Source organism: Streptomyces sp. YKOK-I1 (assembly GCF_054660435.1).
In genome coordinates this window covers 9,233,784-9,249,805 of record NZ_BAAGDR010000001.1, presented here as the reverse complement: position 1 = coordinate 9,249,805, position 16,022 = coordinate 9,233,784, and the positions used below count along the sequence as shown (strand labels likewise).

Here is a 16,022-nt window from a genome sequence, read left to right as displayed (position 1 = left end):
GAGTCCATAGACCGGACCCGCGTACCGACTTAGGTATGCCTCAGTTTAGGCTTCCCCCGAGTTGATCTGTCACCGCTCGAAGGGAACCTGATCATGCCCCGCCCCCTGCGGGTAGCCATCGTCGGAGCCGGCCCCGCCGGGATCTACGCCGCCGACGCGCTGCTCAAGTCCGATGTGGCCGCCGACCCCGGTGTCTCCATCGACCTCTTCGAGCGGATGCCGGCCCCGTTCGGACTGATCCGCTACGGCGTGGCCCCGGACCATCCGCGGATCAAGGGCATCATCACCGCCCTGCACCAGGTCCTCGACAAGCCGCAGATCCGTCTGTTCGGCAACGTCGACTACCCGACCGACATCTCCCTCGACGACCTGCGCGCCTTCTACGACGCGGTGATCTTCTCGACCGGCGCGACGGCCGACCGCGAGATGTCCATACCGGGCATCGAGCTGGACGGCTCCTACGGCGCCGCCGACTTCGTCTCCTGGTACGACGGTCACCCCGACGTGCCGCGCACCTGGCCGCTCCAGGCGGAGAAGGTCGCCGTGCTGGGCGTCGGCAACGTCGCCCTCGACGTCGCCCGCGTCCTCGCGAAGACGGCCGACGAGCTGCTGCCGACGGAGATCCCGCCGAACGTCTACGACGGTCTGAAGGCCAACAAGGCGCTGGAGATCCACGTCTTCGGCCGCCGCGGCCCGGCGCAGGCGAAGTTCTCCCCGATGGAGCTGCGGGAGCTGGACCACTCCCCGAACATCGAGGTCATCGTCGACCCCGAGGACATCGACTACGACGAGGGCTCGATCGCCACCCGGCGCGGCAACAAGCAGGCCGACATGGTCGCCAAGACGCTGGAGAACTGGGCGATCCGCGACACCGGCGACCGCCCGCACAAGCTGTTCCTGCACTTCTTCGAGTCGCCCTCGGAGATCCTCGGCGAGGACGGCAGGGTCGTCGGCCTGCGCACCGAGCGCACCGCCCTCGACGGCACCGGCAACGTCAAGGGCACCGGCGAGTTCAAGGAGTGGGACGTCACCGCGGTCTACCGCGCGGTCGGCTACCTCTCCGAGAAGCTGCCCAAGCTGCCCTGGGACATCGACTCGGGCACCGTCCCGGACGAGGGCGGCCGGGTCGTCGAGGAGAGCGGCGCGCACCTTCAGTCGGTGTACGTCACCGGCTGGATCCGGCGCGGCCCCATCGGCCTGATCGGCCACACCAAGGGCGACGCCAACGAGACGGTGGCGAACCTGCTGGCCGACCACGCGGGCGGCCGGCTGCACGCCCCGTCCTCGCCGGAGCCGGAGGCGGTGGACGCGTTCCTCGCCGAGCGCGCGGTCCGCTTCACCACCTGGGAGGGCTGGTACAAGCTGGACGCCGCCGAGAAGGCGCTGGGCGAGCCGCAGGGCCGTGAGCGCGTGAAGCTCGTCGAGCGCGAGGACATGCTGCGCGAGAGCGGCGCGTAGGCACGGCCGGACGGGAACCCCGGGATTCCGGTGGGCCGCATGATCGCCGCCTGCTAACTTCCCGGGGTGTTCTCCCTCCACGAGCCTCCTCTGTTCACCCGTCTGCGTGATGCGCGGCGGGTGCTCGTCGCCGGTGCGGGCGGCGGTTTCGACGTGTACGCGGGCCTTCCGCTGGCGCTCGCGCTGCGGTCGGCCGGCAAGGACGTCCATCTGGCCAATCTGTCCTTCACCGAGCTGTACGGCCTGCCCGACGAGGTCTGGCTGGAGCCGGACGTGGCGGCGGTGCGCCCGGACACCAGGGCCCGCGGCGACTACTTCCCCGAACACGCCCTGGCCCGCTGGCTCGACGGACAGGGGCTGCCCGCCACCGTGTACGCCTTCCCGCGCACCGGCGTCGCCCCGCTGCGGGACGCCTACCGGGCGCTCGTGGACCATCTGGGCGGGGTCGACGCGGTCGTCCTCGTGGACGGCGGCACGGACATCCTGATGCGCGGCGACGAGCACGGACTGGGCACGCCCGAGGAGGACATGGCCAGTCTGGCCGCCGTGCACGCCCTGGACGGGGTGGAGCACCGGCTGGTGGCCTGTCTGGGCTTCGGCGTGGACGCCTATCACGGCGTCAACCACGCGCTCGTCCTGGAGAACCTGGCCGCGCTCGACCGCGAGGGCGCCTACCTCGGCGCGTTCTCGCTGCCCCGGGACAGCCGTGAGGGGGCCCTGTACCTGGACGCGGTGGCGCACGCCCAGGCGTCGACGCCGGGGCATCCGAGCATCGTCAACGGTTCCGTCGCCGCCGCCGTGCGTGGCGAGTTCGGCGATGTGCGCTTCACCGAGCGCACCCGGGGCAGCGAACTCTTCGTCAATCCGCTGATGTCCGTGTACTTCTGCGTGGACGCCGTGGGTCTCGCCCGCCGCAACCTCTATCTCGACCGCCTCGCGGACACCGTGCTGATGCGGCAGATCAGCACCCGCATAGAGGAGTTCCGCGAGGAACTCCCCGTCCTGCGGCAGCCCCGGGCGTTCCCCCACTGACGCGGCGGCCCCCGCGCACGGGTCAGCCGTCGTCGCGCGGGTGGGCCTCGATCACGTTGCCCTTCTGGTCGGCCTCCAGGTAGGCGCCACCGTAGTCGTCGACGAGGTAGACGTTCATCGTCGGCGGGTCGTTGAAGATCGTGGACGCCGGGTTGATCACCAGGTAGCGCATGGTGGGGTCGCTGATGTTGAGGGTCTTCCCTGCCTTGGTGAGCAGTCCGGGCACCGCGTCCCAGTTGAAGCTGTCCAGGTCGACCGGGGTCTCGCCGCTGGTCACGGTGCCGCCGGGGCCGTTCTTCACCGCCACGTCCCCGCCCCGGTACTCGTAGCGGTCGTAGAGCTTGGCGTTGCCGGCGACCGGGGCCTCGGCGATGGCGTACTCCGGGTAGATCGTGAGGTCGGTGACCTTCGAGCCGCCCATGGCGGCCTTCAGCTTCTTCACGACCGTGCGGACCCCGTCCGCCGTGAGCAGGTCGAGCTTCTCCCCGGACTGTCCGCCGGAGGAGGAACTCGTGGCGGAGCCCGAGCGGGCGCTCGCCGAGGCACTGGCGGAGGCGGACGACCCGGAGGCCCCGGACCCGGAGGATCCGTCGTCGCCGCCGTCCAGCAGCAACGGGCCCACGTTCCACACCAGGACACCGGCCAGGACCGTACCGGTGGCGGCCGAAACAACGGTGTTCACCCGTCTGCGGAGCGGCCGGCGGGGGATGCCGGAGGCCGGGACCGTCACCGCGCCGGGCGGGAGCGTCGGGGCGGGGAAGGGGGCCGGGGTGGGGGCGCCGGCCGGCGGGGCGATCGGATAGGAGGTCGGCGCGCCGGTGAAGGCGGGGGCCTGGCCGCCGTAGGGCGCGTGCCCGTAACCGGTGGGCGCCGGGCCGAACCCGGCGGGCGGTGCCTGCACCGGAGCGTCGCCGGCCGGAGGCCCGAAGGCGCCCGGCGTCGCGTCCGCCGGCGCCTCCCCCGTCGCGGCGGCGAGCAGCCGGTCGACCTCCGCGGCCTCCGAGCGGGCCTGCGGGTCGCGCACCAGGAGCGCGGTGAGCAGACCGGTCAGCGGGCCCGCCTGCCGGGGCGGCGGCACGTCCTCGGCGAGTACGGCGGCCAGGGTGGCGAGGGTGCTGGCGCGGCGCAGCGGGTGGTGCCCCTCGACGGCGACGTAGAGCAGCATGCCCAGCGACCAGAGGTCGGCGGACGGGCCGCCGTCCTTGCCGCTGACGCGCTCCGGTGCCATGAAGTCGGGCGAGCCTATGACGGAGCCGGTCGCGGTCAGGCTGGTGGCCTCGCGCAGGGCGGCGATGCCGAAGTCGGTGAGGACCGGCCGTCCGTCGGGGCGCAGCAGCACGTTGGCCGGCTTCACATCGCGGTGCTCGATGCCGACGGCGTGCGCGGCGCGCAGTGCGGACAGCACCTCGCGCCCCAGGCGCGCGGCCTCCACCGGGGTCAACGCGCCCTGCTGGAGCCGGTCCTGGAGGGAGCCGCCGGTGACCAGCTCCATCACGATCCAGGGATAGGTGTTCTCGCCGCCGTCGACGATGTGGTGGATGGTGACGATGTTGGGGTGATGGACGCGGGCCATCGCACGGGCTTCCCGCAGGACGCGCTCGCGCAGGGTGCGGGCGCCGTCGGGGTCGTATTCGGCCAGCGCCGGATCCGGCGGCCGTACCTCTTTCACGGCCACGTCGCGGTGCAGTGCCAGGTCGCGGGCGCGCCACACCCACCCCATGCCTCCGCCTCCGAGCCGGTGCAGCAGCTCGAATCGGCCATCGATGACGCGTCTGTCGGGTTCCCCGGTGTTCATGAGGGGAGCTTAGGGGTAGACGCGGACGGTGGTGTGTCCGCCAAGGGGGGCACAGCGCGAATGGTCCGCCCCGGCACGGGCATGCTGTGAACGAGGTCACTTCTTCCGGCGGGCCGCCGTGCCGGAACCACTCCGGACTCGTCGCCCTCCCCCCACGATCACCACGAAGGACATGTGCTTTGGCTCTTACGTACCCTGACGCCCCCTCGGCCCGCCGGCCCGGCCGCTGCTGGACGATCCGCGTGGTCGGGCACCGGGACCGCTCCGCCTCGGTCACCTGCTCGTCGGCGTGCGCGATGCCGCCGCGGTCCCGGGACCTCGCGGCGCTGCGCCGCTTCGCCGAGGCCCACGCGGCCGCGCACGCCAGGGCGGCGGCGGTGCATCACGACGCCGCCTGCTGGTGCCGGCGCCAGCGGTGCGCGCTGCACGAGGGCACCCGGGTCAACTGCGCGGGCACGGTCGTCCTCGTGCTGCGGCACGACCCGGCGGTCGCCCAGGTGTGGACGCTCACCGAAGTGTGCTCCGCCTGCGCCCCGTTGATGCCGCACGGGCGGGTGATCAGCCGTGCCGTTCCGCCGCCGACACCGCCCCGGGACGGCGAGCGGGAGGGCCAGGCCCGTCCCCCCTCGCCCGCGTCCCCGACGGTGGCCCCGCCCCGCCTGGTCCCCGGCGGCTTCAGCGCCCCCGCGGGCCCGGGCCCCGGCCCCGAACGGGTGGCGACCCGCCGCCGCACCCCCACCCGCCACCGCGGCCGCACGGAGGACCCTACCGGCTGACCCACCCCGACAACCGACGCCCCCGCACACCCGGTATCGCCTCGACGCCCCGCGCCCAGGACCCGCATCGGCACCGCGAGGAAACCCGCCGCCCGCACCCCACCCGCCACCGCGGCCGCACGGAGGACCCCAACCGGCTGACCCACCCCCACAGCCGACGCCCCCGCACACCCCGTATCGCCTCGACGCCCCGCGCCCAGGACCCGGTACCAGCCGGACGCCCCCGCGCTCAGGAGCCGTAGCGGGACTGCGGGGGGATGCGCAGGGGGAGGGAGCCCAGGGTGCGGGGCGGTTGGGCGGGGGGCGGCGGCTCGTCGGGGAGGCGGGGGCGGTCGGGGCTGGCGGCCGTCGTCATCAGTTCGGCGATACGGGTGCCGCTGCGCCGCCCTTCGAGGTGGAGCCGGCCTACGTTGACCCGGTCGTCCGCGAGCAGCGTGAGCACGGCGGACGGGCCGGCCGCGTAGGTCGCGACGTATCCCCCGGCGCCCCGGACGAGCAGTTCGCGGAACTCCCCGCGCGCCGCGAGGTCGGCCATCCGGCGGCCGACGCCCAGCGCCGCCGCGGTGAGCGCCGCCAGCGCCTCCGCCTCGACGTCGGGCATGTCCCGGGCGAGGACGAGTCCGTCGGCGCTGGCCGCCAGCGCTCCTCTCAGCTGCGGCACGCACGTGCGCAGCCGGTGCAGTTCGTGCAGAACCTCGGCCTCGACGGCCATGACCGTGTCCTTTCGGCGCGTGGGGCGGCAGGAGCGGTTCAAGTGCGGGTCGGGGAAGGGCCGTTGAGGCGACCCGGAGCGTACGGGTGAGACCGAGGTTACGGAAAGTACCGGCCAAAGGGGACCGCTTTGGCATTTTCCAATGGAACATGCTGCGGAACACGCTGCCCGTGATCACGCGCGCCGAAGCGCGATCAAGGACATCCGTTCACGTCACGCGGCGACGAGATCCGCCCACCGCGTGACCCCGCCGGAGTGGACCCGCTTGCCGTGCGCCGCGGCGAGGGCGTGCACGATCTGCTCGCCGCGGCCGTGCTCGTCGGGGTCGATGTCCGCGCGGGTCTGGCCGGGCACCAGGGCGGGCCCCGCGTCCGTGACCTCCACCCGCAGCGTGCCGGACCCCGCGCCACGGATCCAGGAGAGTCGCAGCTCCGCCGGGGGCAGGGCGTGCACGATCGCGTTGGTGAGCAGCTCCGACACCACGAGGAGCGAGTCGTCGACGATGTCCTCGGACACCTTCCAGTCGGCGAGGACCTCCCCCACGCGCCGGCGTACGGCTGCGACGGCCCCGGGGACGGGCGGCAGCGGACACACGTGCTCCACTGTCTCCCGGGGCAGTATGCCGAGCTGTACCGCCATCTTCTCTCCTCCGGTGAGTGCTGTCGTGAATGCTGTCGGCCGATACCGGGCACCGGCACTCTTGCCGGACCTCAGTGCACGTTAGGGACCAAAGCGGAGGAGGGTCAACGAATCCCGGTCGGCATTGCCGAACGCGCAGCGGGGGCGAACCCCTCACCACGGTAATAGGCTCGGCTCATGACCGGCCCGGTCCAGTCGATCGAACGGGCGGCGGCGATCCTGCGGCTCCTCGCCGGCGGACCCCGTCGTCTCGGGCTAGGCGAGGTGGCGGCCTCGCTCGGGCTGGCGAAGGGCACCGCCCACGGCATCCTGCGCACCCTCCAGCACGTGGACTTCGTGGAGCAGGACCCCGCGACCGGAAAGTACCAGCTCGGGGCGGCCCTGCTGCACCTCGGCACCAGCTACCTCGACGTCAACGAACTGCGCTCGCGGTCCATCAACTGGGCCGACGCCCTCGCCGCCCGCAGCGGGGAATCGGTCCGGCTGGGCACCCCCCTGGAGGGCAGGGTCCTGGTCGTCCACCATGTGTTCCGGCCGGACGACACCTTCCAGACCCTGGACGTGGGATCGCTGCTGCCGCTGCACGCCTCCTCCCTCGGCAAGGTCCTGCTCGCCTACGGCACCGCGCCCCTGGACTCGGCCCTGGAGTCCGGGCTGGAGGCCTACACCCGGCACACCCTGGTCGAGCGGGGCCTGCTGAGCCGGGCGCTGGCGGAGATCCGGGAGCGGGGCTGGGCCGACGAGGTCCAGGAGATGAGCATGGGAGAGGCCGGGGTCGCCGCGCCGATCCGCGGGCACGGCGGCCTGGTGGTGGGGGCGATCGGGCTGTCCGGCCAGCTCGAGCGGGTCTGCGACAGCCGGGGTCACCCCCGGTCGCACCTGATCAACCTGCTGCGCGAGGCCGCACGGGCGATCTCCAGGGATCTGGGCGCGAGCCGCTGGTGACCGCGGCCCGCAGCCCGCAGCGAAGAATCGGTCGACGAGCCGGTCGAAGCGCCGGAAGGGAGACCCGATCATGGTCGAGCGCTATGTGATGTCCATCGACCAGGGCACCAACTCCACCCGATGCATCCTCTTCGACCACCACGGACGGCTCGCCTCGGTCGCCCAGCGTGAGCACCAGCAGCACTTCCCCCGGCCCGGCTGGGTCGAGCACGATGCCGTGGAGATCTGGCGCAACCTCCAGCGGATCGTCCCCGAGACGCTGTCCGGCGCCGGGGTCGGGGCCGAGGACATCGCCGCGATCGGCCTCGCCAACCAGCGCGAGACCACGGTGGTCTGGGACCGCGGCACGGGCGCCCCGCTGGGCCGGGCGATCGTCTGGCAGGACACCCGCACCGAACACCTCGTCACGGCCCTCAGGAGCGATCCCGGGGACGAGTTCTTCCTGGAGCGGTGCGGTCTGCCCCCGTCGACCTATTTCTCCGCGCTCCGGCTGAGCTGGCTGTTCGACCAGGTGGACGGGTTGCGGCGGCGCGCCGAGAACGGCGAGGTGCTGTGCGGCACGATCGAGAGCTGGCTGATCTGGAACATGACCGGCGGGCCGGACGGCGGGCTGCACATCACCGACGCCACCAACGCCAGCCGCACCATGCTGATGAACATCCGCACCCTGACCTGGGACGAGGAGCTGCTGGCATTCTTCGGGGTGCCGCGCCCCATGCTGCCCGAGATCCGGTCCTCCGCCGAGCACTACGGCACCGCCCGCTCGCTGCTGCCCGGCGTGCGGATCACCGCCGCCCTCGGCGACCAGCAGGCCGCCCTGTTCGGCCAGACCTGCTTCTCCCCGGGCGAGGCGAAATGCACGTACGGGACGGGCAGCTTTCTGCTGCTCAACACCGGCGCCGACCTGGTGCGGTCCCGGCACGGGCTGCTCTCCACGGTCGCCTACAAGATCGGGGAGCAGCCGCCGGTCTACGCCCTGGAGGGGTCCATCGCCGTCACCGGCTCACTGGTGCAGTGGTTCCGCGACCGGCTGGGGCTGATCAGCAGCGCGCCGGAGATCGAGACGCTCGCCCGCACGGTCGAGGACAACGGCGGCTGCTACATCGTGCCCGCCTTCTCCGGGCTGTTCGCGCCGCACTGGCGCAGTGACGCGCGGGGGGTCATGGTCGGTCTGACCTCGTACATCACCAAGGGGCATCTGGCCCGGGCGGTGCTGGAGGCCACCGGCTGGCAGACCCGGGAGGTCGTGGACGCCATGAACGCCGACTCCTCGGTGCCCCTCAAGCAGCTCAAGGTGGACGGCGGCATGACGGCCGACAACCTGCTGATGCAGTTCGTCGCCGACGTCCTCGACGTGCCCGTGGTGCGGCCCATGGTCGCCGAGACGGTCTCCCTCGGCGCGGCCTACGCGGCCGGGCTGGCCGCCGGCTACTGGCCCGATCTGGAGGTGCTGCGCCGCAACTGGCACCGGGCGGCCCAGTGGATCCCGGACATGGACCCGGCGCGGCGCGAGGCGGAGTACGAGAACTGGAGGCGGGCCGTCGAACGGTCACTCGGATGGGTGAAACCGCCGAGACCTCCGTGACCGGTGCGTCCCTGGTCCCCGCCCCCGCAGCCCCTACGGACGGGTCCGCGTCCCGGGACTTGTCGTCGGGCTGACCGAGCCGGGTCCGCACTTCTATCGTGGAACGGCACACCGACGCCCGGCGCGAACCAGACAGGCAGGACATGAGGAAACCGCAGATCGACTACACGGCGGTGTTCCGGGCCCTGCCCGGCATGGTGGCCCTGCTCACCCCGGATCTCGTCTACGCCGACGCCAACGACGACTTCGTACGCCTGGCCGGGCGCACCCGCGAGCAGCTGGTGGGCCGCTACATCTTCGACGTCTTCCCCGAGAACCCCAACGATCCGGCGGCGGCCGGCCGGCAGGAGACCGAGACGTCGATGCTGCGCACGGTGGCCACCGGCGAGCGGGACACGATGGCGCTGCTGCGCTACGACATCGAGGACCCCGACCGGCCCGGTCAGTGGCAGGAGCACTTCTGGAGCCCGGTCAACGCGCCCGTCCTCGGCCCCGACGGGCAGGTGGAGCTGATCGTGCACCGGGTGGAGGAGGTCACCGAGCTGATCCGGGCCTTCGGCGGGCCGGGCGACGACAGCCGGGCCCGGGTGCTGGAGGCCGAGCTGTACACCCGTGCGCGGGAGCTCCAGGAGGTGAACGAGCGGCTGCGCCGGGCGCACGCCCATGAGCGCGAGGTCGCCCTGGCCCTCCAGGCGGCCATGCTGCCCGCGCCGGGGCCGACCGGGGAGCACGCGGCGGCGGTGCGCTACCGGCCGGCGATCGGCGCGCTGAACGTGTGCGGCGACTGGTACGACCTCGCCGATCTGCCGGACGGGAACCTCGCGGTCGCGGTCGGTGACGTCGTCGGGCACGGTCTGGCGGCGGCCTGTGTCATGGGGCAGCTGCGCAGTGCGCTGAGCGCGGCCTGCCGGGTGGCCGACGGTCCGGGCCAGGCCCTGGAGGCCCTCGGTCTGTACGCCCGCTCGGTCGAGGGCGCCGAGTCCACCACGGTCGTGACGACGTTCATCGACTGGGCCGAGCGGACCGTCACCTACAGCAGCGCGGGGCACCCTCCCCCGGCGCTGCTGCACCCCGACGGCACGGTCCGCTTCCTCGACGAGGCCACCGACCCGCCGCTCGCGGCCCGTCCCGAGCACCTGGCGCGTCCGCAGGCCCGTACCTCGTTCGTGGAGGGCGCCACCCTCGTGCTGTACACCGACGGGCTGGTCGAGCGCCGTACGGAGGACATCGACACCGGTCTCGACCGGCTGGCCGACTCCCTGGTCCGGCACCGCAAGGACGACCCCGAGGAGCTCGCCGACGCCCTCCTCGCCGATCTCCTCCCGGCGACCGGCACCACCGACGACACCGCCCTGATCGTCATCCGTCTCTGATCCGGCGGCGGCCCGCAGCCCTGCGGCGCGGGGCCATCGGGGGCAGAGTGGAAGGAGGAGCACATGTGACCTCAGGAGGCGGGAGCCATGTCGCATCCGATACCTGCCCCGGTCCGGGTGACCGCACGGCTCGACGCGCCCCTGTCGCGCTGGCTGTGGCTGGTCAAATGGATCCTGGTGATCCCGCACATCATCGTGCTGTTCTTCCTGTGGATCGCCTTCACGGTGGTCGGCGTGATCGCCTTCTTCGCGATCCTGTTCACCGAGAAGTACCCACGTGCCCTGTTCGACTTCAATCTGGGCGTGCTGCGCTGGAGCTGGCGGGTCGCCTTCTACGCGTACAACGCGCTGGCCACCGACCGCTACCCGCCGTTCAGCCTGGGCGAGGAGCCCGACTACCCGGCCCGGCTGGACATCGTCTACCCGGAGCGGCTCTCCCGGGGCCTGGTCCTGGTGAAGTGGTGGCTGCTGGCCATCCCGCACTACATCGTCCTGGGCTTCTTCGTCGGCGGCTGGGGATACGGCTGGTGGAACGGCGGCCTGGTGACGTTCCTGGCGTTCGTCGCGGCCGTGGTCCTGCTCTTCACCGAGAAGTACCCGCGGGACCTGTTCGACCTGATCACCGGCCTCAACCGGTGGGTGCTGCGGGTCGCCGCCTACGTCACCCTGATGACGGACGCCTATCCCCCGTTCCGCCTGGACATGGGTGGCCGGGACCCGGACGACGTCCTGCCCTGAGGGCTCCGCGGCTTCGCCCTCGCGTCCGCCGGCCCTGCCCGGACGGTTCTGACGGCTGATCATGTTCCTTGCGATGCTGTGATCCGTTGGTGAGTTCCTGATTCACGGAGGATCACAGGTGTCGTTACCCCCTTCCGTCGCCGAACGCCCGAGGCGGCGCGGCAGACTCGCCGTCGGTGTTCTGGCCACCGCCCTGTTCGCCCAGTTGCTCGGCGGGACGTCCGTCGCCGCCCCGTCACCACGGGCCCTGTCCTGGCAGCCCTGTGCGTCGCCGTACGGCGAGGGCGCCTTCGAGTGCGCCACCGCCACGGTCCCCGTCGACTGGGAGCGGCCGCGGGGCGAGACCCTCGACCTGGCGCTCGTCCGTCATCGTGCCACCGACCCGGAGCACCGGATCGGCTCGCTGCTGATCAACCCGGGCGGCCCGGGCGGCTCCGGGGTGGAGTTCGCGTTCGGCGCGCCCTACTCCTTCTCGCCCGAGCTGCTGGAGCGTTTCGACATCGTGGGCTTCGACCCTCGGGGCATCGGTCTCAGCAACCCGGTGACCTGCGACGAAGAGCTGGTCACCGCCCAGGAGTCACTGCTCTACCCCGACAGCGGAGCGTCCTTCGCCGCCCTGCGCCGGACGAACGGCGCGCTCGGGGACGACTGCCGCGCCCGCACCGGGTCGCTCGTCGGGCACATGGACTCCACGAGCGTCGCCCGTGACATGGACGCGATCCGCGCGGGCCTCGGCGAGGAGCGGATCAGCTACTACGGCGTCTCGTACGGCACCGCCCTCGGCCAGCGGTACGCCGAGCTCTACCCGCGGCACGTCCGCGCGATGACCCTGGACTCCGTGATCGACCACAGTCTGGACGCCTGGACCCTCCAGAAGACCCGGGCGATCGCGATGGAGGAGACGTTCGGGCAGTTCGCCGACTGGTGCGCCCGCACCTCGTCCTGCGCGCTCCACGGCCGCGACGTCCGCGCCCTGTTCGACTCGCTGTACCGGCGCGCCGCAGCCGGTGAACTGGGCGAGGGAGGCGACTACGTCTTCACCGACGAGCATCTTCAGGACCTGTCCCTCAAGTTCCTGTACAGCACCGCCGACTGGTTCCGGTTCGCCGAGTTCCTGGCCGACCTGGACACCCCGGACCCCGCCGGGGCGCGCCCCTCCCTGCAGGCCCAGGGCGAACCGGCGCCGTACGCCTACTACCCCGTGCTCTGCCAGGACTTCGACCTCGCCGTGCCCTCGTACGCCACGCTCGCCGACTACCGGCGGCGGCTCGCCCGGATCGCACCGGTCACCCGGTTCAGCACACTCGCGTGGACGGATCTGACCGGCTGCCAGGGCTGGCCGGCGGAGGTCGCCGATCCGCAGCACGCACTGCGCGTCGACGGCACCCCGCCCATCCTGGTCACCAACAGCCGCTACGACGTCGCCACCCCGCACGCCTGGGGGGCCGGCGTCGCCCGTCAGATCGGCCGCGAGGCGGTGTTCCTCACCTACGACGGCGCCGGACACGGCGACTACTGGGCGAGCCCCTGCGCGCGCGAGGCCATCGACACCTACCTGACCACCCTGGTGACCCCCGCCGACGGCACCCACTGCCCCGCCGTCCAGCCGGCCGGCCCCTCGTCCACGCTGCGCACTCCGGACCTCAGCGCAGCGCCCCCTTGGTGGCGTCGGCGATGAAGCCGCGGGCGAAGAAGGTGAACACCATCACCAGCGGGATGACGGAGAGCAGCACCCCGGACATCACCATGCTGTAGTCGGTGGAGTGACCGGCGTACAGCTGGGCGAGCGCCACCTGGAGGGTGAGCTTGTCCGGGTTGACCAGCATCACCAACGGCAGGATGTAGTCGTTCCAGGCGCCGATGAAGGTGTAGATGCCGAGGAACGCCAGCGCCGGACGGACGCACGGCAGCACCACGTGCCAGTACTGGCGGAAGAACCCGGCGCCCTCGATCCGGGCGGCGTCGAGGAGTTCGTCGGGGACGCTGGTGGAGGTGTACTGCCGCATCCAGAAGATCCCGAAGGCGTTGGCCGCGGCGGGCACGATCAGCGCCTTCAGGGTGCCCAGCCAGCCCAGCTGCACCATGATCTCGTACTGCGGGATGATCGCCAGCTGGGTCGGCAGGATGTACATCGACAGCAGCACGCCGAAGAGGAACTTCTTCGCGGGGAAGTCGTACTTGGCGAAGGCGAACGCGGCCAGCGAGTCGAAGAACAGCACCAGCGCCGTCGTACAGACCGCGACGATCATCGTGTTGCCCAGGGACCCGAAGAAGTCCATCTTCGCGAACAGGTGCCGCAGGTTGGTGAGCAGGTTGTCGCCGAACCACAGCTTCGGGGGGTAACTGTAGATGTCCTGCGAGGTGTTCGTCGCCATGACGACGATCCAGTAGAACGGGAACACCGAGATGACGACGCCGGTCATGAGGATCGCATGGACGCCGAGGCCCCGCAGGCGCTTGCGGTTCAAGCCGTTCATGACCGTCGCTCCTTACGCTGCACCAGCCACCAGTTGAGGGTGACGATGAGCAGGATCAGCAGGAAGAAGGCCCAGACGATCGCGGCGCCGTAGCCGAAGTCGTTGTTGTCGAAGGCCTGGTGGTAGAAGTACAGAAGGGTGGTGAGACCCGCCTGGCCCGGTCCGCCGGAGTTGGGGTTGGTGGCCGCGTCGCTGCCGAACAGCACCTGGGGTTCGGTGAAGCTCTGCAGTCCGGTGACCGTGGAGATCACCACGGTGAACAGGATGATCGGCCGCAGCAGCGGGATCGTGATCGAGAAGAAGATCCGCGCCGGGCCCGCGCCGTCCATCCGGGCCGCCTCGTAGAGCTCGGAGGGGATGGCCTGGAGGCCGGCCAGATAGATGATCGCGTTGTAGCCGGTCCACTGCCAGGTCATCAGCGTCGCGATGACGAGCTTGATCGTCCACTCGTTGCTCATCCAGGGCACGGCCGACAGGTGCAGGCCCCTGAGGATGGCGTTGATCAGGCCGAAGTTGTTGCTGAAGACCGCACCGAAGAAGATCGCGATGGCCACCAGCGAGGTGATGCTGGGGATGAACAGACAGACCCGGTAGAACGCGGTGAACCGCTTGGTGGAGTTCACCAGCACCGCGAGCACCAGTGCCATGAAGAGCATCGGCACGGTCGACAGCACCCAGATGATCAGGGTGTTGCGGATGGACATCCAGAACACCGGGTCGTCCCACAGGAAGCGGAACTGCTGGAAGCCGACGAACTGCATCTCCCCGATGCCGTCCCACTTCTGGAACGCCAGGTACACGGTGTAGAGCACCGGGAAGAGCATGAAGACCGAGAAGATCAGGTAGTACGGCGAGATCGCGAGGTACTGCGGCCAGTGCCTGAGGACCCGTCGGCCCGGCCGGGGCCGGGCCCCGGCCGACACCGGCCGGATCCTGGGGGCGCGCCGCCCCGGACCGCGCGAGGGGTCCGGAGCGGGCTGCCCGAGGGGGCCGGCGCCGGGTCCGGAGGTCGGTCCGGTGGGTGCCGGACCGGCTACCGGGCTGGACGACATGTCACTTCACTCCCTGCCGCTGGGCGATCTGCTTGGCCTGGCTGACCGCGTCCTTCCAGGCCTGGTCCGGGTCCTTGCCCTTGGCCTCGATGCTGGTCAGTTCGGCGTAGTACGGCGCGGAGACCGCCGCGTCGGCCGGGGCCTCGTAGGCCGCGGGGATCTTCTGGGCCGCCGGGCCGAAGATCTCGATGGTCTTCTGGCCGCCGAAGAAGGCGTCCCCGCCGGTGAGCGCGGGCAGCTTGTAGGCGGCCGGCGCGGTCGGGAAGAGGGCGGCGTCGGTGAAGCCGCGGGCCTGGTTCTCGGGGCTGAGGATCCAGCTGATGATCTTGAAGGCTTCCTCGGGGTTTCCGCTGGTCGCGGGGATGGCGAGGAAGGAGCCGCCGAGGTTGGAGGCGCCGCCGGGCAGGCTCGCCACCCGCCACTTGCCCTTGGTGCCGGGGGCGGCGTTGCTGATGTCCAGCGCGTGCCAGGCGGCGCCGATCTCGGTGCCCAGGGTGCCGTTGCCGATGGCGGCGTTCCAGGTGTTGTCGTTGATCTTCGCGTCGATGCCGAGGCTGTAGGGCTTCACGGCGGTCGTCCAGGCGGCGCGGATGTGGTCCTGGTCGCCGATGAACTTGTTGTCCTCGTCGATGAACCGCCGGGTGCCCTGGCCGATGACCATCCCGAACACCGAGCCGATGTTGTTGACCAGGTAGGTCTTCGGCACGGCCTTGTGCAGTTCGACGCCGGCCTGGAAGTAGTCGTCCCAGGTGGACAGCGCGGCGGAGACCTTGGCGGGGTCGGTGGGCAGGCCCGCCTTGGCGAAGAGGTCCTCGCGGTAGAAGGTGGCGCACGGGCCGATGTCGATGGGGAAGCCGATGAGCTTGCCGTCCTGGGTGGTGGCCTGCTTCAGCTTCCACGCCAGGTAGTCCGGGGTCAGCTTCTTCGCGCCGACCGTGTTCAGGTCGACGAACCGGTTGGCGTTGGGCAGGAAGGAGGCGATGTCCTCGCCCTTGATGCCGGTGATGTCGGGGGCGGTCTGCGCGGCCCGCAGCCCGGTGAGCAGCTTGGTCTTGAAGTCGCCGCCGACCACCGAGGTCTTCAGGGTGATGTCGGAGAAGTGGGTCTTGGCGTCCGCCACGACCTTGTCGCTCAGCCCGCCGGCCCAGTACCAGAAGGTCAGGTTCTTGCTGTCCTTGCTGCCGCTCGACGCCGAGCCGCCGCCGCACGCTGCGGTGGCGCCGGCCGCGGCGGCCGTCAGTACGGCGGCCTGAAGGAATCGTCTGCGGGAAAGGTCCACGATCTTCTCCTAGATCTCAGCGAGTTCGGCATGTCTGGCGCGTCCGGCAGGACCTGTGGGTCGGGGTCCGCGCTGGGGCGCGGCGGGGAGGCCGGGTGGCTGAAGAGCATCGGCGTGGGTGGAACCCTTCAGCCACCCGGGGTGTACGACCTGGTCCTCTC

14 protein-coding genes are annotated in these 16,022 nt (G+C 71.3%); 8 read left to right on the top strand and 6 right to left on the bottom strand.

Annotation, left to right across the window (positions count from 1 at the left end; genetic code table 11):
* The first annotated feature begins 93 nt into the window (after nt 1–93).
* Complete coding sequence (locus tag ACYQ8Q_RS41215; protein WP_460072087.1) at nt 94–1,458, top strand: FAD-dependent oxidoreductase; 1,365 nt, start codon at nt 94–96, stop codon at nt 1,456–1,458.
* A 66-nt stretch (nt 1,459–1,524) separates the two neighbouring features.
* Complete coding sequence (locus ACYQ8Q_RS41210; protein ID WP_460072085.1) at nt 1,525–2,490, top strand: DUF1152 domain-containing protein; 966 nt, start codon at nt 1,525–1,527, stop codon at nt 2,488–2,490.
* A 22-nt stretch (nt 2,491–2,512) separates the two neighbouring features.
* Here the strand turns inward: ACYQ8Q_RS41210 and ACYQ8Q_RS41205 are convergent, their stop codons facing one another.
* Nucleotides 2,513–4,285 (bottom strand): serine/threonine-protein kinase, encoded by a 1,773-nt coding sequence (locus tag ACYQ8Q_RS41205; protein ID WP_460072084.1) that lies wholly within the window; start codon nt 4,283–4,285, stop codon nt 2,513–2,515.
* Between the two features lie 179 nt (nt 4,286–4,464).
* Here ACYQ8Q_RS41205 and ACYQ8Q_RS41200 point away from each other — a divergent pair, with 179 nt between their 5' ends.
* Nucleotides 4,465–5,061 carry a hypothetical protein gene (locus ACYQ8Q_RS41200; RefSeq protein ID WP_460072083.1) on the top strand — a complete coding sequence of 199 codons (597 nt, stop codon included), beginning with the start codon at nt 4,465–4,467 and terminating at the stop codon, nt 5,059–5,061.
* Between the two features lie 229 nt (nt 5,062–5,290).
* On the opposite strand, the gene ACYQ8Q_RS41195 is transcribed toward ACYQ8Q_RS41200, so the two are convergent.
* Together ACYQ8Q_RS41195 and ACYQ8Q_RS41190 are read right to left on the bottom strand one after the other, a co-directional pair.
* Nucleotides 5,291–5,773, bottom strand: a complete 483-nt coding sequence (locus tag ACYQ8Q_RS41195; RefSeq protein WP_460072082.1) for a roadblock/LC7 domain-containing protein — start codon at nt 5,771–5,773, stop codon at nt 5,291–5,293.
* A gap of 213 nt (nt 5,774–5,986) precedes the next feature.
* On the bottom strand, nt 5,987–6,412 hold the full coding sequence (locus tag ACYQ8Q_RS41190) for an ATP-binding protein (RefSeq protein WP_460072081.1): 426 nt from the start codon (nt 6,410–6,412) through the stop codon (nt 5,987–5,989).
* Between the two features lie 177 nt (nt 6,413–6,589).
* Here ACYQ8Q_RS41190 and ACYQ8Q_RS41185 point away from each other — a divergent pair, with 177 nt between their 5' ends.
* The 5 genes from ACYQ8Q_RS41185 (at nt 6,590) to ACYQ8Q_RS41165 (ending at nt 12,731) form a co-directional block, all read left to right on the top strand.
* Entirely contained in the window at nt 6,590–7,357 is a 768-nt protein-coding gene (locus ACYQ8Q_RS41185; RefSeq protein WP_460072079.1) for an IclR family transcriptional regulator, read from the top strand.
* Between the two features lie 70 nt (nt 7,358–7,427).
* Nucleotides 7,428–8,942, top strand: a complete 1,515-nt coding sequence (gene glpK, locus ACYQ8Q_RS41180) for a glycerol kinase GlpK (protein WP_460072077.1) — start codon at nt 7,428–7,430, stop codon at nt 8,940–8,942.
* Between the two features lie 143 nt (nt 8,943–9,085).
* Entirely contained in the window at nt 9,086–10,315 is a 1,230-nt protein-coding gene (locus tag ACYQ8Q_RS41175) for a PP2C family protein-serine/threonine phosphatase (RefSeq protein WP_460072075.1), read from the top strand.
* A gap of 87 nt (nt 10,316–10,402) precedes the next feature.
* A complete protein-coding gene (locus ACYQ8Q_RS41170; RefSeq protein WP_460072073.1) occupies nt 10,403–11,053 on the top strand; it encodes a DUF4389 domain-containing protein in 651 nt (216 codons plus the stop codon).
* Between the two features lie 118 nt (nt 11,054–11,171).
* The gene (locus ACYQ8Q_RS41165; RefSeq protein WP_460072071.1) at nt 11,172–12,731 is read left to right on the top strand and encodes an alpha/beta hydrolase; all 1,560 of its coding nucleotides are present in this window, start codon (nt 11,172–11,174) and stop codon (nt 12,729–12,731) included.
* Here ACYQ8Q_RS41165 and ACYQ8Q_RS41160 read toward each other — a convergent pair.
* Genes ACYQ8Q_RS41160 through ACYQ8Q_RS41150 form a run of 3 tightly spaced genes read right to left on the bottom strand, consistent with a single transcriptional unit; the run spans nt 12,697 to nt 15,861 of the window.
* On the bottom strand, nt 12,697–13,530 hold the full coding sequence (locus ACYQ8Q_RS41160) for a carbohydrate ABC transporter permease (RefSeq protein WP_460072070.1): 834 nt from the start codon (nt 13,528–13,530) through the stop codon (nt 12,697–12,699). The two genes, ACYQ8Q_RS41165 and ACYQ8Q_RS41160, sit on opposite strands and share 35 nt — an antisense overlap.
* Nucleotides 13,527–14,582: a carbohydrate ABC transporter permease gene (locus ACYQ8Q_RS41155; protein ID WP_460072068.1), complete on the bottom strand. Its 1,056-nt coding sequence runs from the start codon at nt 14,580–14,582 to the stop codon at nt 13,527–13,529. The genes ACYQ8Q_RS41160 and ACYQ8Q_RS41155 overlap by 4 nt, the downstream gene beginning before the upstream one ends.
* 1 nt (nt 14,583) lies before the next feature.
* Nucleotides 14,584–15,861, bottom strand: a complete 1,278-nt coding sequence (locus ACYQ8Q_RS41150; protein ID WP_460072067.1) for an extracellular solute-binding protein — start codon at nt 15,859–15,861, stop codon at nt 14,584–14,586.
* Nucleotides 15,862–16,022 lie beyond the last annotated feature (161 nt).